Genomic DNA, 23,675 nt, shown 5'->3' with positions numbered 1-23,675 from the left:
ATTTATTGCCCGCTGTGTTCACACAGTTAGTCCACCGAATTCCTGACCTGCATTTGAATCATTACAGAAAGCAGATATCAAAGGCCATAATGTTCACATACAATATGTTTATTAATCCATATCGCCCAAAGTGAAATATCCTTAAATGAGACTGGAGACTTGGGTGTAATTCATGGATAAGCAAAAAATCGTTCTAATACTTGTGATCATGGGCATAGTTGCCTTAATTGGGGTTGTATACAGTTATCATAGTGCCGTTCCTGCTGGAAAATCACAGCTTACTGATATGGCCGGAAGAAGTGTGATCGTGCCATCTGAAATTAACAAAACCTTTTCTCTTGCAGGGTCAAGTACCGTGATACTTTACATGCTTGCTCCAGATAAGATGCTTGGCTGGGACTCCAGAAATGAATCAGAAAACCAGTACGTACCAACCAAATATCAGAACCTCCCTGTTCTAGGTGGAGGCAAAAATGCAAATTACGAGTCCATACTGTCGCAAAATCCTGACGTGATTTTCATGGGGCACGGCGGAGACAACGATACCATAAACAATATACAGGATAAATTCGGAGGAATCCCTGTGGTGGACGTTGAAGGCGACAACAACCTCACCAACATAGTGTCGGCCATCCAGTTTATGGGAAAGACACTCGGGGATGAGGAACAATCCACAAAACTGGTTAACTTCTACAACAAAGTCCTAAACCAGGTTAACAGCACTGTTGCAACCATACCTGACTCTGAGAAGAAAACAGTTTACTATGCAAAGGGTGATGATGGTTTAACAACCTTTGCACCGGGTTCTCCGCAGACAGAGCTCATCAATATCTGCGGCGGTAAGAATGTTGTCCAGTCCCCTGTGCAAAGCGGAGGTATGGGTGTTTCAATTGAGCTGGTTTTACAGTGGAATCCTGACGTTATAATCACAGGAGATTCTGTTTTCTATAACAGCGTGTACTCAAATTCATTATGGCAGAATGTGAACGCTGTTAAAAACAAGCAGGTTTACCTGGTTCCCCAATCTCCATTCAGCTGGTTTGAAAATCCTCCAGGAGCCAACACCATCATTGGGATAGCATGGACAGCCAAGGTACTTTATCCGGACAAATTTAAGAATATGGACCTGAAAAACCTTACAGAAGAGTTCTACTCGGACTTCTACCACTACAACCTTACAGATACAGAAACATCCAACATACTGAACTATTCAAGATTGACAGATTAAAAAAAGGGTGTGTATCTTGTTTGGGGGGAGAATCAAGAATCTGTACGAAGGTAAAATTCGGAATCTGTTCAAAGGAAGAATTAACTTATTTGAAGTGAAAATCAGGAGTAAGATAACTGAGCATGAAGTATATGTAACCTTACTGCTCGTCATTCCACTGATCTTCCTCTTTTTCATCTCTTTCCTCATGGGCAAATATCCCATATCCCCACAGGATGTTTTAACTGCCTTCGCCTCGAAAATATTCCACGTTAACTCAACCTTATCACCCACCGCAACTGCGGTTCTCTTCCAGGTACGGTTACCCAGAATACTGGCCGCTATGATGGTTGGGGCTGCTTTATCCATTGCAGGGGCATCTTTTCAGGGATTATTTAGAAATCCCCTGGTCTCCTCCGATAAGTTAGGTGTTTCAGCGGGTGCAGGGTTTGGTGCAGCCCTGGCCATCTTTTTTTCAGCCAGCGCCATGATGATACAGTTTTCTGCATTTGTATGGGGTTTGGTGGCAGTTGCATTAACCTACTCCCTGGGCAGATCATTCAAGGGGGTATCTATCTTGAACCTGTTACTGTGCGGAATAGCAGTTGAAACATTCTTTGCAGCCCTTTTATCCATGACCAAATACATGGCAGACCCAGGACAGCTGCAGAGCATAGTTTTCTGGATTCTAGGAAGCCTTGCAAAGGTTACAAATCAGGATGTACTCCTAACCAGCCTACCAATACTGGTAGGAACTGCAATTCTTCTGATAATACGGTGGAGGCTGAATATTCTTTCCATGGGGAAAGAAGAAGCCCAAACACTGGGCGTGAACATTAAAAGGTTAAGGGCAATCATAATAGTCTGCTGTACCGTGATAACTGCATCTGCTGTGAGCATTTGCGGCATTATTGCCTGGGTTGGTCTTGTAATACCCCATGTTGCCAGAATGATTGTTGGACCGGATAATAAGGTACTTTTACCTGCAAGCGTTATTTTAGGGGCTTTCTTCCTGCTTTTAATAGATGATGTGGCCAGAACAGTCACAACAATGGAAATCCCTCTAGGAGTATTAACCGCCCTTATAGGTGCTCCTTTCTTTTTGTATCTCCTGAAAAAGACCAAATATGGATGGTCCCGTTAAAATGGTTTTTACACTGGAAAAATAATGATGTATCCATGGTTTTGGATCAGATTGCTTTTTTTTGGTTCTATGTTCCGTGCAAAAAGATTAATTGTTGGAAGATATATATCCCCAGTTACAGATTTACCACACCTATAGATTTTATGAAAAAAATATTTTATGAAAAAATGATAGGTGCATTATAATAGGAAATTAAGTGAGTTTTATCCATAAAATCTCCTTAAAAACAGTAGTAAACCCTGTATATTTACGGGCATGTTTTAAAAGCACCCGAACACAAAACTGGCAGTATCATGGCAATAAACATAACAAAAAAGTGATTTAAATGGAGATTAAAGGAATTATAGTTTCAGGAATGGGAAAAGGTACATATTTCATGTCACAGGCAATTTATAGGGACGAGTTCGAGAAAAAACTCAATTTCAAACCCTTTGTAGGAACCCTCAACGTTGGAGTAGATTCCAACGGCATCAGGACAATAAACCAGATTCCACAGGAAAAATTCAGTATCATCAATGGACAGGGCAAATTTGGAGATGTTAAATTTGTAAAAGCCAATTTAAACAATAAAATTGAAGGCGCCCTGGTTTTTCCTATGAAAACCAAACATCCTAACGATGTTCTTGAATTTATAGCGGAAAAGAATCTTAGAAACACTTTAAAACTTGAAGACGGCGATTTTGTAACCATAAAAGTTGAGGGCCTTGAATAGATCTATAAAGACGTGGTAGTAAAAAATTAATCATAGGTAAAAATCAAACAACGCACAATCAGAATTTAAATTACTCAAATTAAGACTTAAAATTAGAACTAACTGAAATTTGATTAAAATTTAGATTGTATAAGCGTTTAAACTTAAAGTTGTGATCAAATGATAGACGAAGCACTGAAGGCATTAAAAAACGGAGAAATCGTTTTAGTATTCGACGACGATAACAGAGAAAGGGAAACTGATATGATCGTTGCTGCAGAGTTCATGACACCAGAGCACATGTCAACCATTAGAAACGATGCAGGAGGACTTGTTTGTACCCCTTTATCTGCTCAAAATTCTGATGCTCTTGGAATTCCCTTTATGACAGATATAATGGATATTGCAAGCAAGAAGTATCCTGCTCTGGGAGAATTAACCCCCAACGACATACCCTACGATGAAAAATCAGCATTTTCAATAACAGTTAACCACAGAAGCAGTTTCACGGGAATAACAGACAACGACAGGGCCATGACCATAAAAGAGCTTGCATTACTCTGTAAAAATGGCAAACAAGCCGAATTTGGCAAATATTTCCGTGCCCCAGGACATGTAACACTCTTAAGAGCTGCTGAAGGTCATGTTCTAAACAGGAGAGGCCATACAGAGATGTGTATCGCCTTGACAGAGATGTGCGGCCTTACAGAAGTTGCTGTGTGCTGTGAAATGATGGACGATGTTACAGGTAACTCAATGCAGACCAAGGACACCAAAAAATATGCTGAAGAACATGGTCTCGCTTTCTTAAGCGGTGCAGAAGTTGTAGAAGCTTACCATGAGTTTCTAGATTCTAAGTAAATTCTAGATTCAGTAAATAGCTTTTAGATGGATTTCAGGTAAATTTTTCTAAATTCTTTTTCTCTTTTAAAATTCTTTTTCTCTTTAATTTTTCTACTTTTTGAAGTTTCTTCACTTTAATCCAATTTAAACAGGAAATATAAAAAAATTGTTATCTGTAAAAAACCGTTACCAACCTGTGCATTTCAATCGATGCTATAAAATTTCAATCGATGCTATAAAATTTCAATTGATGATATAATTTCAATTGATGATATAATTTCAATTGATGATATAATTTCAATTGATGATATAATTTCAATTGATGATATAATTTCAATTGATGATATAATTTCAATTGATGATATGACTTTAATCGAGAATATGATTTTAATGATTATTTAATCAAATAAATAGCGTGTTAATCAGTTTTTAATAAAAATAAAGGTTAAATAACAAGAATTAAAGTTAAATAAGAAGGTAAACTACTTAAATTTTTTATGAAAGTCCCCACACAGAAAAATCATGAAAAGGTATCCAGAATAGTTTTATAACTTGAATAGCCCCCAAATTCAGGTTTTTCGGCCATTGAAACTATCTCATCCACATCAAGATATTTTTCAACGGTTTTTATGGCGTTGAAACAGAATTCCTCAAGTTTTATCTCAACCTCAGGTACGTTGCCCCTCTCTGTGAGCTTGACCTTCGGCACCGCCCCAACAAAATCCAGTCCAGTCCTTTTTCTTATAAAAGAAGCTGCAGATTCTGCTATTTTTTCATCATAGACCTTGTTCAAAATGACGCCCCTAATTTTTAACCCTATTTTATCCATCATTTCAACGTGACCAACGATATCTACAGCTGCAGTTTCAATCCCGCCCTTGTTACACGCAGATACAAGCATAACTGGCATGTTTGAGGCCTTTGCAATTTCTGCAGATGAAAAGGGTGTTTTCTCGTTTAACAATCCAGTGAATACACTCATAACCCCTTCAACAATAATAAGGTCGTATCCCTGGGATTTGATATCTTTTAGGATGTCTTCGATGTTCTTCCAGCCCAGCCCCCCGATTTTTATGGATGAGAATGTCTCCATTTTTTCCTTGCTGAGGTAAAGCGACGGCACTATATCCCTTATATCAGGCCCAACCTTCAAAACACAGATCCTGTAACCTCTTTTCCTTAAAACTCCCACAATTCCCGTTGTGAGGAATGTTTTACCAGAATCTGATCCTGTAGCTACCATCATTATGGCCTTGGGAGTTTCAGGATTTGGATCTACAGTACTGGTTCGATCTAAAGTACTGATTCCATTCAAAGTACTGATTCGATCTACATTCATGATATTTCCCGTACTTTCTGCAGCCTTTACACTCTTTAAAGGGCCCTGAAAATTACAATCCGGACTGATACCAGTACCTATACCAATTTCACCTTTTATTTCGTTTAAAAGATTTTTATTTGCACTTTGAATATCTGAAACATCCTTCTCATCCGCATCAATGAAATTTAAGATGTTTTGAACCAATGCAGGATTATAATCTAGTGCCCCATGAACCATGACCCCTACAACGTTACCTTCATCGTTTCGAACACCTGAAAGTATCTTTCGCTGGTTATCTGTGTAATCTGTTCTTTTAACCATGGATCGAAGAATGGGTTTGGCATCTCCAGTGATCTTGCCGTAGGTGTGGCAGTGAAAACCTGTTACCTTCTGGCCAATCATTCCATCTGTTAAAAAGGAACCGTCAACCACTCCAGCTTCAACCCTGTCTGTACCTATCATTGGGCTGAAAGAAACGTCAAGAAGTTTTAAACCTTCTTTTTCAATGGGACATGGAGATTTTCTGCCGATATCTGTCTTGTTTGCAAGTAACTGGAACCCTGAGCACATTCCAAAGATGAATTTGCCTTCTGATTCCATCTTCAGTATCTCACGCTTTAAATCCTCACCAACACTTTGGGATTCTATTATGCTGCCGCCTGGAATTATCAGACCGTCCAATTCCTTATGGGCTTTGTTACCATTTACAAGGCCATTGTTTTTAACGAGATGTGTTGGCAGCTTCCCAAAATCTTCAAATCCAGGTAAAGCTCCTTTTACGTAAAGAAATCCTATTTTTTTCATTTTAATCTTTAATCTTTGCGTGTTAATTGATAAATGTTTTTACACACTGAATTTTTGTTTATTCTAGTGAAACTTGGCAATCCAATTTAACCTTTTCGGACAATTCAAAGAGACTCTTCTACAGATTTACAGAAAATAGTCAGATAACTGGACGGTTAATCCAGTTGCTTTCTATTTTTTCATTTATTCAAATTTTAATCTATTAGTGATTAACGAAAAAATAAATTAAAAATCAGCCATGTTTATAAAAAAAAGGATGGAAGTTTTATAACTCCCCTTGTTCAAAAGCCGCCATTATCTCAAGGATCTTAACATCATCGAGTGGTTTGGCCTGTATTTGAAGTCCGACAGGCACTCCCCCAACATTTCCAGCAGGAGTGCTGGCTGCTGGGATTCCTGCAAGGTTTGCTATGACGGTTAGAACATCATAGGCGTACATTTCCATTGGTTCCAGTGATGTTCCAATTTTGTGGGGTAGTTTTGGAACTGTTGGCCCAACTATGGCATCCACACCATCAAGGAGCTTGTTCATCTCCTTTCTAATTAAAGACCTTGCTTGGAGAGCTTTTTTGTAATACTTTCCACTTAACTCCTTCTGACTTATGTAAGAACCCATGTGGATCCTTCGAAGTACCTCTTCACCGCAGGATTCCTCGATCCTGTAGCCATACTTTCTGCCGTCGTACTTACGGGTCGCTGAGAAAAACTCAACGTAGTTTATCAGGTAGTAGGTAGGTAAGCATAAATCAATTTGATCGAAGCTTAATTCAACTATTTCTGCACCCATGTCCCTCATTTTATCGAGCGATCCTTCAATTATATTGACGATCTTGTCATCGGATACCTCAAGGAACTGTTTTACTATCCCCAACTTCATTCCTTTTAGTGGAGTTTGGGATTTCTGGGTTTCACCAACAGCATCCACGAAACTTGGGACCTTCCAGTCAATTGTTGTGCACTCTGTTGGGTCGTATCCTGCAATAACATCAAGCATGGTGGCAATTCCGCTTGCATCCTGTGAGAATGGTCCTATCTGATCAAAACTCATTGAAAGGTCCAAAAGACCCTGCCTTGAAACTGCACCGTAGGTAGGTTTAAATCCCATAACCCCGCAGTGTGATGCTGGGTTTCTTATGGAACCTCCTGTGTCAGAACCTATGCTCAAGTCACACATGCCTGCAGCCACTGCAGCTGCGCTACCTCCGCTTGAACCTCCAGGGATTCTGCCTGGTGCTGCAGGGTTCTCGGTGTGTCCGAAGTAAGAGGTTTCTGTGGAGCTTCCTGCTGCAAATTCATCCATGTTGGTCATGCCAACGATTATTCCATCTTCTTCCTTTATTCTCTTTACGACTGTGGCGTCGTAGCTTCCAAGGTAATTTTCAAGGGTGTGAGAGGCTGCATTTATATGGAAGTCCTCCACATTTATGTTGCTTTTCACTCCTATGACCAAGCCTGCAAGTTTTCCAACCTTTTCACCATTTTTTATTCTGGAGTCTATTTTCTCGGCAAGTTCAATGGCTTCCCCTTCTTTTACCTCTAAAAAGGCGTTTATACTGGAATTATCCTTCTCTATTTTATAAAGAGAATTTTGAATATTCTCTAATGCCGTGATTTCATGATTTTTAATTGATTCTGACTTATCTGAAACTTTCATGGTCGCACCTTAATTGGACACCAACAAGATGTTAGTGGTCTTTGCTAAATTTTTCCCATTAAAAAATGATCTTGATGTTTAAATTTTATCTAAGTTCAATTTGTTTTATTGCACTTTTATATTTAATTTCATCCATGTTAGAATTTGTCATGATCTTGATCTGGGGTCACTAATGATCCCCCCGAAAATCCAATATCTTCCAATACCTTTTCATACTCCCTTAGCCAGATTAAATCCTTTAAAATAAAATCCACCGGCCCCTTAGGATCTTTTTGAATCTGGAACCGTTTGTCTTCAGGTATGAAATTTAAAAGAACTTCCCAATCACCCATATTCCCGTAAATATCTTTTTTAACCCTGTAAACCTGGTACTCGAATGATACCATGATGCGGTCCAGATCCTCATCCTCCTCCAGCATGATGATGTGCCGGTCCAGAACTTGGGGAATGGCCCTTGCAATCTTTATCCGGGATATAATGTAAACTTCACCTGCATCATCATGATTTAAAGGTTTTAAATGGTTTTTATCTTCCTCAAATTCTTTAAAACTTTTTTCACCAGTATTTATGTCCTTTTGGAAGTTTTGGAGTTTTTCAAGGAGCTCAGCTTCGCTATTTTTAAGGGATTTTCTGTAAACCTTAAATTTTTTCAAAACCTGTATTCTCTCCTTTTCATCTTCCATTTTTGTTGAACTTCCTATTATTAAAGAATGTTCTATCCCATGTTTCATGAATATCTATTTCAGTAGTTATTTTAGATTAGGGTTGGTCACAGCTCTTAAGGCTTAAAGACTGGAATTTATTGAAATTTTTATACAGAAATGATATTTAATTTTTTTTGGTTCATCAATTTTTAGGAATATACATTACTAAAGCCTACAAAAAAAGGTTTAACCCATTTCTAATACTTAAAATAGGTAGCCCAACTTCAAAACTCCCAAAAAATAAAGAATAATTATCAAAATTGGTTGATGCACCAGATAAATTAAAAGGGAATTTCGGCCCAGAAAACAGAACAAACGCGTTGGGTAAAATCGGGATAGATTTGGAATTTTAAACCTTCTTTTGTAGTTTTTATACAGAATTCCTCCAGAAAAAAGCCCCAGAGAAACCACACCCAGCCATGGAAGGAGAGGGAAATAGTCAACTGTTTGAAGGTTTTGAGGTATAAATCCAAGCCACAAAAGCCAGTTGAAATCGAATGTGAAATTTTGAAGGTACAATCCTGCAGCCACCAACACCACCCCCACCAAAAGGTTGGTGTAACCCCTTTTTATAAGGAGAGCTTCCAGGATTATGGCTATTCCAATGAAGTGCAGAACCCCAAATATTATAAAGTCTCCCCTTATGAATATCCAGGTCACCATGGTTATTCCAAGGCCCAGAACAAATATTTTAAGACCCCGCTTCAGGTATTTCACAAATAAATCCCTGTCTCTGGTGTAAAGATGCAACTCTTCTGACCTTGAATAGCTAAGTTTCAGGGAAACCCCCACAAGAAATATGAAGATAAATGCTGTAATACGTGCAAAATACCATAAAAATCCAGAATATATGTTAAAATCATATGCACCAAAGTAGGTCAGATCATAGATCATGTGGTATGTGATCATCATTACGATGGCGAATCCGCGCAGTAAATCTACTTCCCAAAATCTTTCTTCCAGATTCATTTAAATAGCCTGTAATAGGTTTACTACCTTATGGTTTTTGGAATTTTCTTAATCATATCTTCTCAAAATATTCTATTTGTTTTCTATTTGTTCTGTAATTTAACTAAATTTTTATTAATTTGACACGTTCTGATTTAATTTTATTCCTAAAATGTGATATTATATACGTAAAAAGCAAAATTTAATATGTGAATGAAACGAATGGGAAGTATAGATAAACAAATAAGAAAAAATTAATTAATACATGGGGTGTATTGATGTCTAAAACCATTCTACTGAAACAAAATGAAGTAAAAGAACTCATAACTATGAAAGAAGTCATTGAAGATGTGGAACTGTCTTACATTGAACATGCCAAAAGCAGAGTTCAGATGCCAGCTAAAAAATATTTATTTTTCAATAAATACAACGGGGACCTCAGGATAATGCCCTGTTTTATGGAAAACCTTGAAGAGGCAGGAGTAAAGTGCGTAAATGTCCATCCTGACAATCCCATAAAACACGGCTTACCAACTGTTATGGGCATTATTGAACTTGTAGATCCACAAACAGGATATCCAATCTCCCTGATGGATGGAACGTTGATAACAAACATGAGAACCGGTGCTGCAGCAGGTGTTGCAACCAAATATCTGGCCAGATCCGATTCAAAAACCCTTGGAATTTTAGGAGCAGGAAATCAGGCCAGTACACAGCTCATGGCCCTCAACGAAGTTATAGACATCGATGAAGTGAGGGTTTTCTGCAGAAAATGCACCTCCAGGGAAGACTTTGCACAAAGAGCTTCCAAAAAGTACGGCGTGGATGTTAAAGCTGTTGATTCTGCTCAAAAAGCCGTTGATAATGTTGATGTTGTTGTTACCACAACTCCTTCAAACAAGCCCATCATAAAAGCAGAGTGGATATCCAACGGGACACATATAAATGCTATGGGTGCTGATGCCCCGGGTAAACAGGAATTAGAAGCAGAATTACTTAAAAAGGCCAATATCTTTATCGATTGCTGGGAACAGGCCAGCCACAGTGGAGAGATCAACGTTCCAGTTTCCCAAGGAATTATAAAAGAATATGACATAAAAGCCAAACTTGGAAGCGTCATAATCAATGAAAAACCGGGTAGAGAATTGGATGATGATATAACAATCTTCGATTCAACTGGACTTGCAGTTCAGGACATTGTCACTGCATGGAATGTGTACCGAAAGGCTGTGAAAAATAACATCGGCCAAAAGATCAATTTCCTTGACTGATCCATGTATCATTAACTTTATACAATTAAAAATCCAACAATAGTTAGGTGTTTGAATGTATCAAGAGAAAATATACAGAACAGACGTTCTTAACAAAATGGGGCATGTATTCGAACGTTTTAGATTTGTAATAAGATCCAGATCCCTAAGCAAGGAACAGATGAAAACAATTGATTATCATCTTTCAGAGATAATGAAAGTTCTAAACGAATGTTAATCACCAGATAAATTAATAATATTATTTTTCGTTTGGTGTTTCGTTTAGTAGATTTAATAAACTTATTTAGGATATAAACTCATTTTATAGAGATTAGTAAAGAATCCAGATATAATCCTATTTTGGATAACAAGCCCTATTTATTTTAGAATTGATAGTTAAATAAAGGTTTGATATTTAAAGGTTTGATAGTTAGAAGTCTTTTGTTGGATTGAATGATAGTTACCAAACACCTTCAACTGGAAATATGATACTAAATAAATAACCAAGATAATTAATCGTGATACAATTGATTGAGATAATTTTATTTGCATTGACATCCTTTGTAGTGGGCTTATCAGGATCCCTGGTTCCAGGACCCATGCTAACTGTTACCATAACAGATTCGCTGAAAAAAGGGTTTAAAGCTGGACCTTTAATTGTTTTAGGGCATATTATAGCCGAATTAATCTTGGTCATACTGATTATTGGGGGTCTTAACTGGTTAATCGGTTCAAAAACTGCAACCATGTTTATAGGAATCTTTGGAGGCATTACCCTAATGGTTATAGGTTACCAGACTGCGAGATCCACCGAAGAAATTTCAGAAATTTCCATACTTTCAGAGGGTGACAGCCAAACTTCGGGAGATGATAAACAATCCACGGGTTATGGATCTGTTTTTAGAGGATTTATTGCCAGTGTATCAAATCCCTACTTCTTCATTTGGTGGGCAACCATCGGCTGTACATTTATATTCAAAGGCTTGGAGCTTGCGGGTGTTTTTGGAGTTTTGGCATTCTTTATTGGGCATTGGGCATCTGATCTTGGATGGTACAGCCTTGTATCATTCTTCACAAACAAGGGATCTGGGGTGATGACGAACAGACACTACAAAATAATCATGACAGTCTGTGGTGTTTTTTTGATCATTTTAGGAATTTACTTCGTTTTAAGTTCACAAAAGATAATTTAAAGATAATTAAGCAAACATCCAACAAATTACACATATTTGATTTTATAATTAAAGCCCCTCAAATCGTTTAAAGGCCCCATTAACTTCCTTTGTTTGTTGGAACGTTGAAACTCATGAGTACAGGATCAACAATTCTTTAAGGCAATAAATTAAATACCATTTAACGGTAGTTGATAATATGAAAGCGATTGTCTTCGATAACTCAGGTACACTTATAGAAAGATACAGAGCTCTTAAATACATTAAAACAGGCGCTATTTGTGATGATGTAAGCTCAATTGATATAGTGGACTACGACAACAAAAGGGCCCTTGTTGTACTGCAGACAGACCCATCAAAATGTATAAGAAAGGCAAGACCAGACCAGACCATCCATCATTTCCTTAAAAAAAATCTGGTAAAGTTTGATATAAGTTACTCAGCCGCAGATGTGGATAAAACTGGTCTTTTAGATATCCTTAAAGATGATAAAGCTTTAATAAAAGATCTTCAGGATACTTTGAATGCTGTGATCGAGAAAAAATACAACGTTCAAATATGCAGTGGATCCGGTTTCATAGCCAATACTGAAGAGGGTAAAATTGAGTTCACAATAACCTCAGGGGGAAGAGTATTCAAAGAAGTCCCAGAAGTTATTAATGAGCTAAAAGATAGGGGTATTGAGATTTTTGTAGCATCAGGAGACAGGCAGGGTTCGCTTCAAAAACTTGCAGAATATGTGGGCATTCCCGAAAAAAATGTCTTTGGAACAGCAGATACCCGAAGGAAAATGGAAATTGTAAAGAATCTTAAGAAAAACTACAAAGTTATGATGGTTGGAAACGATTTAAACGACATACTTGCACTTAAAGAAGCAGATATTGGGGTTTTAACACTTCAACAGGATAAGAATGTGAGTAAAAGGGTTTATGATGCTGCAGACTTTGTGGTTGAAAATATAAAAGAGATCCTTAAAATTGATTTTTAGATTAAATTTTTTGAATTGTTTAATATTTAGCTTATTTAATTTTGTTTGGTTTTTTTCATTGGATATGTATTTTAATTTGTTATTGATGATTTAAATTGTTATTTGATGATCTAAATTGATATTTAATGATTTAAACTGTTGTTTAAGAATTATTGGACTATTTTATGGATTTATAAACCTTAATATAAATCAAACGTTTTTGTTCATAGGTTATATATAAATTTAAAACTTAAGAATCTGTTATTATTCTACCGTAGAAAATTATAGACCGTATCATAGTTTGTCGAATTCTACCGTAGAACAATCAGTTGGACATATCTTCTTAGATACGGTTATTATTAATTTTAAAACAAATTTTTATGAGTTTCAAACTTTTAAACCGTTTAAATGTTTCTCAAGTTTTAATCCTCATTTTATTTCAAAAATACTTGAATTAAAGCAAAAATAATGAAATTAAAGCGAAGTACTAGCCATCTATGTCCACTAATTGGTAGTCTGCAGATCCAAGACCGATCTTTTCGCCGTATTTAATTTGCACGTGTCCATCAACACCACTCCAGACGCCGGTGAATTTATCCTCACCTTCACCGTGGTGCATGTGAAGTAAAGAGTTTTTAAATCCTTCATGTTGGTTTATGAGGTCGTAACTTGCAGCATCGAGTGCAACAGGGTCTGAAGAAGCTAAAATTCCTATATCTGGGACTATGGGCCTGTCGCTCCACGGGAGACAGTCACAGTCAGGTGTTATGTTCATGAGGAAGTTGATGTATCCAACCTTACCTTTCTTGTTTTTAACGGCCCCATAGGCGTATTCAACCATGTTTTCCATGAAAGTTTCCATCTTATCCCAGTCAAGATCTATTGCAGACTCTGGGCAGTTATCCACACAGTTGTTGCATCCTATGCATTCATCGTAATCAATAACGGATTTCTGGTTTTCAAGCTTCATTGCAGATACTGGACATACCTCAATACAGTTTCCGCACCCTGTGCAAAGCTCATTAATTAATGGTTTGGCGCATTCATGCTGTTCAACCTTCCCCTTAGAAGAAGCACATCCCATTGCAAGGTTCTTCAATGCACCTCCAAATCCGCTCATCCCATGACCTTTGAAGTGGGACATCACAATCATGCTATCGGATTTCTCAATATCCCCTGCAATTTTAACCTTTTTAAAGTGTTTAAGGTTGATTTCAACGTTCTGCAAGTTATCACCCATGAGACCATCTGCAATGATAAGTGGAGCACCTACAACAGCGTAGTCAAATCCATGGAGCACCGCAGTTTTCATATGGTCCACAGAGTTGTGTCTGCTTCCGTAGTAAAGTGTGTTGGTATCGGTTAAGAATGGTTTAGCACCATTTTCACTTATTTTTTCGACTACTTGCCTCACAAAAACAGGATTTATATATGAATCGTTGCCTACCTCACCGAAATGGAGTTTAACAGCAGTAAGATCGTTTTCTCCCATAAAGTTTCCAAAGCCTGCAGCTTCAAAAAGTCGTTTGACCTTGTTTATCTTGTTATCTTCACTACTTCTTGACTTGAAATCTGTAAAATAAACATTATTTGCCATTAAATATCCCTCTCAACGATTAGTTTTTCGACTAAATCTATTTTTGCTATCTCTTATTTATTTTTCCCCATCTAAAACGATCCACTATTTAAAGCCGTTGAGAAGAATTTCTCTGCTTTTCAAGACGCTTTCATAGTTGTTTAACTCTATTATAACGTTATCTATCCCATTGATAATGTCCAGATCCAGGTTTCCCTCACCCAGGGAAAGGTGCTGGTCCTTTTCCCCATTATTATCACTCAAATGGTAGTAATATATCCCATTAATCTGCAAAAATGATTCCGGGTCTCCTGTGGTGTTTGCATGACCTATATCAACAGTTGCATGGCACCCACATTCATCAACAAAATATTGATGTTCTGCTGCGCTGTTACAAAAATATGCATATTTATTGGGCATATTTTCAACTGAAAGGATTATTCCACGGTCTTCTGCATATTCATTGGCCTTTTTTAGGGTTTCAACTGCAAAATGCATCCCCATATTCCGAACACGATCCTCAAGGCGGTGAATCAATCCAGGATGTGTTGTTATGGCCACAGCACCGATTTCTACAGCCATATCTACAGTTTCCATAAGTTGACGCAGTGTTTCTTCCCTTATTCCCGTGTTAAGGCTTGCAGGGTTCAGATCGATGGTTGGTGCGTGCAGGAAAAGGTCTATATCAGAGGATTTGAAAACTTCAAAGGAATCTTTGCAGAGTTTCATTGCATTTCTGGGCCATGTCCATGGGCCTTCACAAAGGATCTCCATGATCTGAAAGTTGTCATCTGTTGCTGTTTGAATCCATTCGTCAAAGGAATTTGCAAATAATGCTAGTGTAGAAAATCCAATTTTTATACTATCAACCCCTACTCTACTAAAGAATAGCCCTCTCCAGCTATTTACATTTTCACTCCTTGAAAATATTGATATGATAATGTCTATATACCATTATTCATAATGTTGAAATATTATTTCATTCCTAACTTTGAAATATAAATTGAAATATTATTCGTAGTTGAATAGATCCTTTGGAATTCATTCAAGATCATTAATAATATGCAAATGTTAGAAGATAGTTTTCATATAACTATAAAATAACGGGAATTATGATAAAATGGACAGAAAAATCATTGCAGGAATCATACTGGGAGCGGTTACATTCATTGTGGTAACGTTTCTAGCCCTCCAAGCGCTCGCATGGATGGGATACGCAGCAAACACCAAAATGCCAGGGCATAACTTTGTAAACGCCATTGCAATTTTTATTGGAGTTATAGGAGCGTCTTTCGCTTACACACTAATAAACGGCCATAAAAATCCGCCAAAAGAAGAGGATAAGATGGATGTAATGGATATGATGAAAAAAATGGGTAAGAAACTGTAAAATATGTGAAAGCCATATTTAGAGGTTTCAGTTTTTCATTCAATTATTATCATTTCAATTATTAAATTTGAATAACTGAAACTACAACTCCATGTAAAATTATTGTTGTGCATTATTTTAAATTAAATCCAAAATGAATTAAATAAAGTTAATAGTAGTTTTTTCTTATTTTTTATTTTTTTTTGGAAATTTAATTCTTTTTTAAGGTTTAAAACCGTTAAGAGGTCTTTTTAAATCTTAAGTGTCATGAAAACTTTTTTTGAATCCTGAAATTCATCTAAAAAATATCCAAGGCTTTAATTACTGCAAACATTTATATAGGATGAAAATTTTAGGTTTACCTAACTTAATTAGGTATGCCTAACATTTTCAAAGATCACACAATGAGTTAGATTTGATAACTCTTTAATGACACTTAGGAGTCAAAAAATGAAAATAGTTGGCAATAATAACCATATAACACCTCTAAAATTGCTTAAAACATCAAAAAATATTAGTTATCAGCTTAATCTAAGTAATCCCCCACCACCGCATTGATCACTTTTTTAAATTTAACCAAGCATTTATATACTGATTTATACAGTATTTATATTCCTGAAACTATATCAAAATTTGATATATCATAAAGTATAATATATGATGTGGAGTGAAATTTTATGAAAAATGGACGTGCACCTCCTAAGGACGAAGCACAACCAGAATATGAAGAAGAAACTGATGAATTGAGCTGCGAGGATCTGAAATGTGAAGATCTGAAAAATCTGCCCAAATATGATAAAGCAATTATAAAAGGGTTTATGAGAGGATTCGGCAAAGCCATGATACTCTGGCTCATAAACAGGGAACGTATGCATGGATACGAAGTAATGACCAAACTCAACGAATTTTTCCCTTCAGAAAACCAGAAAAAAGTTCCGGGCCCAAGTATGGTATACCCCGTACTCCACGGTCTGGAGAGAAGAGGATTAATAAAAGGTACATGGGAATCTCAAGGCAAAAGAAAAGTAAAATATTACGAAATAACCGAAGAGGGTGCAGGTACAATTATGAGAATCAAACTGATTTTTAAATGTCATATAATGCCCCACTGCGAAGAATTCTGGAATGATATGTTCCTCAAAAATAAAGAATGAAAGGAGTTGTAATTGTGAAATACGCCATAGAAACCCTTGATCTAACCAAAAGATACAAAAACTTTCTGGCGGTAGATGGTTTAAATCTTAAAGTTGATAACAAAAGCATATTCGGATTTTTAGGTCCAAATGGGGCTGGAAAAACAACCACCATCAAAATGCTCACATGTTTGATCCAGCCAACATCTGGAACTGCCAAAGTAGCAGGTTACGACATAAAAAAATCCCCAAATGAAGTAAGACAAAAAATTGGGATGGTTCCCCAGTTGGTAAGTCTTTACGGTGATTTAACAGCCCAGGAAAATGTTGAACTCTGTGCCGATTACTATGGAATGCCCAGAGACCTTAAAGAAAAACGGATCGATGAACTCATGGAACTGGTGGACATTAAGTATGCTAAAAACAAGCAAGTTCATCAAATGTCAGGAGGACAAAAACAAAAGGTGTCAGTGGTAGCAAGTTTAATACATCAACCTGACATTCTTTTCCTGGACGAACCAACCATTGGTCTTGACCCAACAACCAAAAGGGTTCTCTGGGATCTTATAGAAGAGCTGAACAACAAGGGCCACACCATAATTTTGTGCTCCCACGACATGTACGAAGTGGAGATGCTCTGCGACAACGTAGGAATTATAAACGGAGGAAAGCTTGCAGCATATAACACTCCACAGGGACTTAAGGACAGTGTAATGGCCGAAAATAAGGCGAAGGAAGAGTCCAATATAAGCGCCATCATGAAGGACCTTGAAAATGAGAGTTCTATAAACGAAGCTTCATCATTTAACAAACTTAAAGAAGCTGTTGTAGAGCAGGAAAAGGACAAAACACGAGAAATAAGTGTTATGATAAGCAACTTGAACGAGGAGATCATCCAGAAAACAGGAAATCTCCCCTACGTCTTTGAAATCAGGAAAGACCACTCTGAAAGAATAACTATGGATATAAGTAAGGCAGAAGATGCTGTAACCGGAGTAATTTCAACCATAATAGAAAATGGGGGAAATATAACATCAATACATACAAAAGACCCATCTTTGGAGGATGTTTTCATGACGGTTACTGCTAAAAAGAAAGTGGATGGTGAATGAGGTGGAAACAAAGAAAATAATGTGGATGATCAAAAAGGATATGCTAGTCCTCTGGAGACATAAACCTCGTTTAATATCACTTTTTGTATTTCCGATACTGATGATAGCCCTTTTCGGCTATGGTATGGGTGGAGAAATTCAGAACATCCCTGTTGTGGTTGTAGAACAGAGCAACGGCCCTGTTACAGATGCAAGTCTCAACGCAATTAAAGGTTTGGATCTGTACGATGTAAAGAGTATAATAGCAGATCCAGATAAAGGAAAAGAGATGGTTGTGGATGGGCAAGTCAAAGCCGCAATAATCCTTCCAAGTGATTATGAAAATATTACGGGCAACCAATCCAAGACTGTGACTGTTTACGTTGACTCATCGGATCAAATGGCAACACAGGCACTTGTACCAGAAACACAGGCACTTTTCAGTCAAATATCCCAACAGATAGGAATTGAAAAGATTCAAGCCCAAACTGCCCAGGTTACCACATCTCAATCAGCATTTGCAGGTTTAAATGTCCAGAACATGATGAACTCTGTGAACTTCCAGATAAACAAGCTCTACGGAGATATTAAGTATATAGACTTCCTTGTACCTGCTATTCTAGCAATGACCGTGATGTTCTCGGCAATGTTTGGAATGGGAGAATCTATAGCAGGCGAACGTGAGCGAGGGGAACTTGCAAGGCTTTTCATGACCCCTACAAGTGTTGCCACCGTTATCTTCGGTAAAATCATATCCAAACTTACAATAGAAACTTTTAGGGCAATAATATTAATTATAGCAGCCATAGTACTCTTCAGCGTTACTATAAACGGAAGCATGGTATTGACACTGCTACTTCTTGTGCTCTCGGTGCTGTGCTTTGTGGGCTTTGGAATAATGATATCCGCAAGGGTAAACTCCCAGGAGGATTACACTCAGATAGTCATGCCATTTACCATGCCTATGATGTTTGTATCAGGAGTTTTCTATCCAATAGAGACCATGCCATGGATATTCCAGAAAATAGCTTATCTATTCCCTTTAACGTATGCTAACGACGCTCTTAGGGCTGTGATGTTGAAAGGTGCAGGATTAGGGGATATATGGATAGATGTTGCAGTACTTCTTGGATTCACCCTGTTATTCTTTGCATTGGGTGTTACAAAATTCAACAGAGACGTTTAATGATATAAATTAATAAAAAAAAGTTTAAGATGGAAATAAGGAGAAATTAGAATAAAAAATAAAAATATTCAAAATAATCCATTTGATGAATCTAAAGACAAATAAAGATGAAATACAATATAGGTGATAGTAATGCTCGCAAAAAAGAATATACTAATAGGATTTCTTTTAATGTGCTTTATTGCAGGCCCCCTTTCAGTTGCACCTGCTGCAGCCAGCGATTGGACTATGTTCCATGAGGATGTGCAACACACAGGGTACCTGGATCAAGCTGCTGATTTTGCCACAAGTTTATGGACCTACAACGCTGGAAGTGCAATAGAATCATCTCCCGCAATAATTAACAAAATAATATACTTTGGAACCAAAGATGGAGACGTTAACGCAGTTAACTTGGAAGACGGGACGAATCTCTGGGACTACAAAACAGGTGGAGCAATAATATCATCTCCCGCAATAGTTAACGATACTCTTTACATTGGCTCAACGGACGGGTATTTATATGCTCAGGACACTACAAATGGTGATGTTAAATGGAAATACAAAACAGGAAACTCCATTGAGTCATCTCCTGCAGTTGACGGGGGCAATGTGTATATTGGTTCAGATGATGGACGTATCTACGCCATCAATGCTTCAAACGGCACCATGGACTGGGAATATGAAACAGGAAATGCTGTTAAATCCGCTCCAACAGTTGTAGATGGAGTTCTGTACGTAGGTTCAGATGACGACAAAGTTTACGCAATAAGCACCAAAAATGGCACCAAACTCTGGGAGTACACAACAGGGGATAAGATAAAATCTTCTCCAGCTGTTTCAAATGGAATCGTTTACGTTGGATCAGGAGACGGTAAAGTCTACGCTTTAAACGCCACAGATGGTTCAATTGTATGGACTTATGCCATGGGAAAATCTGTTGAATCATCCCCAACCATCGATGCAAATGACAACAGTCTCTTTGTGGGAGCTGACAATGGAAAGGTTGCATGCCTCGATACAAGAGATGGAACAGAGAAATGGACTTACACTGCAAGTGGAGCGGTTGAAACAACACCTGCCCTCTATTCAAACAGAATAATAGTTGGATCAGACGATGGAACCGTTTATGTGTTAAACAAGTACAGTGGTAAAGAGGCATGGGAATATGAACCAGGATACTATCTCTTTGATTCAGCTTTCAAATCTTCACCAATCGCATATGGAAACATGGTATACATAGGCGGTAACGACGGATACCTCTACTCAATGAACATTGACAAAAAGAGCGGACCCATTTCAGACTTTGCATACTACCTGGTTGGAGTTTTCATAGTACTGGTAGCTGCACTCATAGTCGTGAGGAAATTGATGGGTAGGAGAAAGAAATAGGAAAGTTATAAAAGAGCTTTAAAACCAATCAAGAGGTTTAAGTTCTATTTTTTTATTTTCTTTTTTTTAATTTAATTCTTTTATTCTATTTTTTTAGCTTATTTTTATTTTATGACCTTAAATCAATTAATATCTCAAATTAAACATATATTTGAGTTATATATCTACTCAAATCCATAAAATGCCATTTAAATTAAAAGACTCAAATTTAACTTACAAAACGGGAGTTAACTCACAATTGGAAAGTAGGTTTGTTCCTTGAGATATTTGGGGAGGGTTGAAAGGCCTGAAAAGTAACTAATTTGAGGTTTTAAGGGAATAATAGAAAATTCTTTGGTCTCAGGAGTAGTATTAAACTACGAATTAGCAATAGTAATTCAAAAAATATTCTTAAAATAAAAAAAATGAAACCATCAGGTTTCAATTTGGGGGCTTTAAAACTGTTAATTTTTGCAAAGCTGTATTTCAATAGCTGAAACGTTTGTAGACGATCCTTCGTTATTGAGAATTTCTTCGGTACATATGTCTATGGTTCCAAGTTCTACATCGGTTATGAACCTGTTCCGCACGATTTCCGCAACGTCAACAGCTCTACTTATGGCTCGTCCTCTTGCTTTTAACATGACCTCTGAAGTTCCACCATTCATTTGGGTTACGACAGCCAAAACATAGTTCATTACCGGTTTGTTTCCAATGTATACAACATTTTCCTCTGACATCACTTTAACCTCCAAAGAATACCTTACTTTTATTTTAAGCTTTTAAGTATTTATATCTTAGATTTTACATACTAATACGTTTTACGATCTTCTTATGATCTAAATGGTGGTCCAGAAAAATCTTGACCATCTGAAAAATTAGGTCAATTTAAATTGAAGTTGGATGAAATTTACAAATCTGAATGAAATTTAACAATTTAAAGCTTCTTTAATGACTTCTGCAAGTTTTAAAGCCCCTTCAAATCCCATAGTAATTTCCTGAGAATGCATAACGTCAACTAATGGTATATCAAACTTTTTGGAGATGCCTATCTCGCCAAGTCCCCCTAAGATAATATCTGGATTTAATTTTTCGGTGTAATCCAAAATTTCATAATATTCCGGCTCTTTCAATATAACTGGGTTGATATTTTTCTTGGAAGTAATTTCTGCCAATTTTTTCAGGGTATCTCTGCCCTCAAAGTCAAGACAGATCAGCACAGGTTCAACACTGAGTTCCTGAAGAAATTCTGTAAAGGCAATGGCTCGAGTTGACCCTGAAATGATAACAGCCTTCTTACCATCAGTATATCTTAAATATTTTTTTATACTAAGTTTTGCATTCTCCTCATCTTCCTGAAGTGTGTATTCCATGTCTAAAAACTCGCATATAGTCTGGAAATAATTTGAAGTCGCTGAAACACCTATAGGAACTGTTTCTGATAGGAAGGGGATTCCAAATTTTTTCTGCATGATTTCACAGGGAACTATTCCAGAAGCCTCGCACATTGAAACGTTTAAATCGGCAGCCCCTGCATTTTTAACTTCCTGAAGCGTTGCTCCCGATGTAAGAACGCAATTTATATTAATTTTAAGCTTTTTAAAATATTTTTTAAGGTTTTTAAGGTCAGGCCCTCCTCTGAACTGTGCCACAAGGTTTATAGAGTTTTTTACGTGGTCTTTCTTGATCCGGGGCTCGTGCATCAAATTTATAAGGGCGGATAAACTTTCTTCGTAGCCGTCTGTCTGGTTTCCTTCAAATCCACCAGCGCTTATCCACATTATTTCAGCGTTAATATGATTTTTTACCCGTTTAATTACACCCTCCATGTCCTCTCCTATTATGCTGCTTGCACATGATGTTAAAACTGCTATTAGCTCTGGAGAATATTTTTCATCTACAGCCAGGATCTTACTTTCAAGTTTTTCCTCTGCCCCAAAAACAACGTCGTTTTGATCCATTTCAGTGCTCAGGACCCTCACTTGCCTGGCACTTCTGGCGCTTAAAATGTATCTTATATGGTATGCACAACCTATCGGGCCGTGGATCAAAGGTAATGCACCTTTAATTCCTAAAATTGCCCTAATCGCCCCAAAGAGTTTGCATGTTTTCTGGGATTCCATGTATTTATATTGGGTCTGGGAATATTTTAATCTGTTTTTTTATGTTGAACAGTTATGAAACTGAATAGAAGAAGAAATATGGAACTATGATTTTAAGTTTAAAAAAAAATCATAAAAAGATATAGATCACCTGAAATCATTTAAAAGTTTATATTATAATGTTATAAAAAAACAAAGCATTAAAATGAGTTACTGGCAGAAATAAACACCAAAAAATTGATTACATAATCAGTTAAATCATATTATAATCAAATCTAATTTTAGATCGTTTTTAACTTCAGACCAATTTTTAAGACCTGGTTAATTTTTGTTAGGATTTAACTGATTTAAAGACAACCCTGTGAAAAGCTACAATAAAAGATTCTATTTCCTGATTTTCATCTTTTATTGGAGTTATGGTGCCATTAACAGGTATCTGGGAGCCATCTCTGGATGTTAACATCAGATCATCTCCACCCACAGCATCACTCAATGAAACTTCATCAACCAATCCAGGAATTTCATCAAAACCCAAAACATCTCCTAAACTCATACCCACAGCATCCAGCTCCAACCAACCAGTCAAACCCTCAGCAACCGAATTCATGAACTTAACTTTACAATGGGAATCCACAGTAACGACACCCTCATTGACACTCCTGAGCAGGGTAGAGCACAACTTATCATGATCCCTCTCCATTTTGTGCCTGTGAAGGGTTATTTCAATAGCTGCATGAAGCTCACTCTCCTCAAAAGGCTTTTTAATCAGTCCAGTTTGTTCTTTAAGAACATAGCCTGAGGGTTCTGTCATCTTAGCACGCTGAACGGTGTTACTATCAGAGTAAGCCGTGAGGTATACTACCGGAATATCATAAAGCCGCCTTATATGCCCTGCAGCTTCTATTCCGTCCATTTCGCCCTTCAATTTAATGTCCATGAGCACCAAATCTGGGCCAAACTCCTCAGTCTTCTTTATAGCATCTTCCCCAGAGTCAACAATTGCAGGAACTATGTACCCTGCATTTTGAAGGCCACTTTTTATATCTTCAGCCGTAATGCGCTCGTCTTCAACCACTAAAATCTTTGCAGCCACCATGATTATCCCCCGATAGGTTACCTAGATGTTTCATTTTTTTTATGTCCCACTGGTTAGAGTACATTTT

22 protein-coding genes are annotated in these 23,675 nt (G+C 37.2%); 13 read left to right on the top strand and 9 right to left on the bottom strand.

Translation table 11 applies throughout. The features are described 5' to 3' along the window. Positions 1-172: 172 nt before the first annotated feature. The 4 genes from MSWAN_RS00220 (at position 173) to ribB (ending at position 3,903) form a co-directional block, all read left to right on the top strand. Positions 173-1,228, top strand: coding sequence for an iron ABC transporter substrate-binding protein (locus tag MSWAN_RS00220; protein WP_013824594.1), 1,056 nt, complete (start codon positions 173-175; stop codon positions 1,226-1,228). Between the two features lie 64 nt (positions 1,229-1,292). Beyond that, entirely contained in the window at positions 1,293-2,351 is a 1,059-nt protein-coding gene (locus MSWAN_RS00215; RefSeq protein ID WP_449405393.1) for a FecCD family ABC transporter permease, read from the top strand. 325 nt (positions 2,352-2,676) lie between these two features. After that, positions 2,677-3,063, top strand: coding sequence for a DUF120 domain-containing protein (locus MSWAN_RS00210; RefSeq protein WP_013824592.1), 387 nt, complete (start codon positions 2,677-2,679; stop codon positions 3,061-3,063). 159 nt (positions 3,064-3,222) lie between these two features. After that, the gene (gene ribB, locus MSWAN_RS00205; RefSeq protein WP_013824591.1) at positions 3,223-3,903 is read left to right on the top strand and encodes a 3,4-dihydroxy-2-butanone-4-phosphate synthase; all 681 of its coding nucleotides are present in this window, start codon (positions 3,223-3,225) and stop codon (positions 3,901-3,903) included. A gap of 502 nt (positions 3,904-4,405) precedes the next feature. On the opposite strand, the gene MSWAN_RS00200 is transcribed toward ribB, so the two are convergent. From MSWAN_RS00200 to MSWAN_RS00185, 4 genes are all read right to left on the bottom strand, one after another. Further along, positions 4,406-6,010: an AAA family ATPase gene (locus MSWAN_RS00200; protein WP_013824590.1), complete on the bottom strand. Its 1,605-nt coding sequence runs from the start codon at positions 6,008-6,010 to the stop codon at positions 4,406-4,408. A gap of 265 nt (positions 6,011-6,275) precedes the next feature. After that, complete coding sequence (gene gatA, locus MSWAN_RS00195) at positions 6,276-7,664, bottom strand: Asp-tRNA(Asn)/Glu-tRNA(Gln) amidotransferase subunit GatA (protein ID WP_013824589.1); 1,389 nt, start codon at positions 7,662-7,664, stop codon at positions 6,276-6,278. A 137-nt stretch (positions 7,665-7,801) separates the two neighbouring features. Continuing rightward, the gene (locus MSWAN_RS00190) at positions 7,802-8,395 is read right to left on the bottom strand and encodes a hypothetical protein (protein ID WP_048187771.1); all 594 of its coding nucleotides are present in this window, start codon (positions 8,393-8,395) and stop codon (positions 7,802-7,804) included. A gap of 177 nt (positions 8,396-8,572) precedes the next feature. Continuing rightward, entirely contained in the window at positions 8,573-9,337 is a 765-nt protein-coding gene (locus MSWAN_RS00185) for a DUF1624 domain-containing protein (protein ID WP_013824587.1), read from the bottom strand. Positions 9,338-9,594: 257 nt separating this feature from the next. Between MSWAN_RS00185 and ala the strand changes: the two genes are divergently transcribed. From ala to MSWAN_RS00170, 4 genes are all read left to right on the top strand, one after another. After that, complete coding sequence (gene ala, locus MSWAN_RS00180; protein WP_013824586.1) at positions 9,595-10,587, top strand: alanine dehydrogenase; 993 nt, start codon at positions 9,595-9,597, stop codon at positions 10,585-10,587. A gap of 55 nt (positions 10,588-10,642) precedes the next feature. After that, positions 10,643-10,804 carry a hypothetical protein gene (locus MSWAN_RS12915; protein WP_013824585.1) on the top strand — a complete coding sequence of 54 codons (162 nt, stop codon included), beginning with the start codon at positions 10,643-10,645 and terminating at the stop codon, positions 10,802-10,804. A gap of 280 nt (positions 10,805-11,084) precedes the next feature. After that, positions 11,085-11,759: a LysE family transporter gene (locus MSWAN_RS00175; protein WP_227716972.1), complete on the top strand. Its 675-nt coding sequence runs from the start codon at positions 11,085-11,087 to the stop codon at positions 11,757-11,759. Positions 11,760-11,937: 178 nt separating this feature from the next. After that, on the top strand, positions 11,938-12,726 hold the full coding sequence (locus tag MSWAN_RS00170) for an HAD family hydrolase (protein ID WP_013824583.1): 789 nt from the start codon (positions 11,938-11,940) through the stop codon (positions 12,724-12,726). Between the two features lie 466 nt (positions 12,727-13,192). On the opposite strand, the gene MSWAN_RS00165 is transcribed toward MSWAN_RS00170, so the two are convergent. Continuing rightward, positions 13,193-14,302 carry a DUF362 domain-containing protein gene (locus tag MSWAN_RS00165; RefSeq protein WP_013824582.1) on the bottom strand — a complete coding sequence of 370 codons (1,110 nt, stop codon included), beginning with the start codon at positions 14,300-14,302 and terminating at the stop codon, positions 13,193-13,195. A gap of 84 nt (positions 14,303-14,386) precedes the next feature. Then, positions 14,387-15,055: a sugar phosphate isomerase/epimerase family protein gene (locus MSWAN_RS00160; RefSeq protein ID WP_227716971.1), complete on the bottom strand. Its 669-nt coding sequence runs from the start codon at positions 15,053-15,055 to the stop codon at positions 14,387-14,389. Between the two features lie 346 nt (positions 15,056-15,401). Here MSWAN_RS00160 and MSWAN_RS00155 point away from each other — a divergent pair, with 346 nt between their 5' ends. The 5 genes from MSWAN_RS00155 (at position 15,402) to MSWAN_RS00135 (ending at position 20,431) form a co-directional block, all read left to right on the top strand. Continuing rightward, on the top strand, positions 15,402-15,671 hold the full coding sequence (locus MSWAN_RS00155) for a hypothetical protein (protein ID WP_013824580.1): 270 nt from the start codon (positions 15,402-15,404) through the stop codon (positions 15,669-15,671). Between the two features lie 656 nt (positions 15,672-16,327). Continuing rightward, positions 16,328-16,804, top strand: coding sequence for a PadR family transcriptional regulator (locus MSWAN_RS00150; RefSeq protein ID WP_013824579.1), 477 nt, complete (start codon positions 16,328-16,330; stop codon positions 16,802-16,804). Positions 16,805-16,818: 14 nt separating this feature from the next. Beyond that, complete coding sequence (locus MSWAN_RS00145; RefSeq protein WP_048188137.1) at positions 16,819-17,895, top strand: ATP-binding cassette domain-containing protein; 1,077 nt, start codon at positions 16,819-16,821, stop codon at positions 17,893-17,895. After that, entirely contained in the window at positions 17,885-19,060 is a 1,176-nt protein-coding gene (locus MSWAN_RS00140) for an ABC transporter permease (RefSeq protein ID WP_013824577.1), read from the top strand. Before MSWAN_RS00145 ends, MSWAN_RS00140 begins: the two co-directional genes overlap by 11 nt. Before the next feature lie 132 nt (positions 19,061-19,192). Further along, on the top strand, positions 19,193-20,431 hold the full coding sequence (locus tag MSWAN_RS00135) for a beta-alanine-activating enzyme beta-propeller domain-containing protein (RefSeq protein WP_013824576.1): 1,239 nt from the start codon (positions 19,193-19,195) through the stop codon (positions 20,429-20,431). Between the two features lie 443 nt (positions 20,432-20,874). Here the strand turns inward: MSWAN_RS00135 and albA are convergent, their stop codons facing one another. From albA to MSWAN_RS00120, 3 genes are all read right to left on the bottom strand, one after another. Next, positions 20,875-21,150, bottom strand: coding sequence for a DNA-binding protein Alba (gene albA, locus MSWAN_RS00130; protein ID WP_013824575.1), 276 nt, complete (start codon positions 21,148-21,150; stop codon positions 20,875-20,877). Between the two features lie 189 nt (positions 21,151-21,339). Beyond that, on the bottom strand, positions 21,340-22,533 hold the full coding sequence (locus MSWAN_RS00125) for a nitrogenase component 1 (RefSeq protein WP_013824574.1): 1,194 nt from the start codon (positions 22,531-22,533) through the stop codon (positions 21,340-21,342). Positions 22,534-22,843: 310 nt separating this feature from the next. Then, entirely contained in the window at positions 22,844-23,608 is a 765-nt protein-coding gene (locus tag MSWAN_RS00120; RefSeq protein WP_013824573.1) for a response regulator, read from the bottom strand. Positions 23,609-23,675 lie beyond the last annotated feature (67 nt).

It is taken from the genome of Methanobacterium paludis (assembly GCF_000214725.1).
In the GTDB taxonomy this organism is placed as follows: domain Archaea; phylum Methanobacteriota; class Methanobacteria; order Methanobacteriales; family Methanobacteriaceae; genus Methanobacterium_C; species Methanobacterium_C paludis.
The sequence above is the reverse complement of the archived record's forward strand: the minus strand, read 5'-3'. Positions and strand labels throughout refer to the sequence as shown.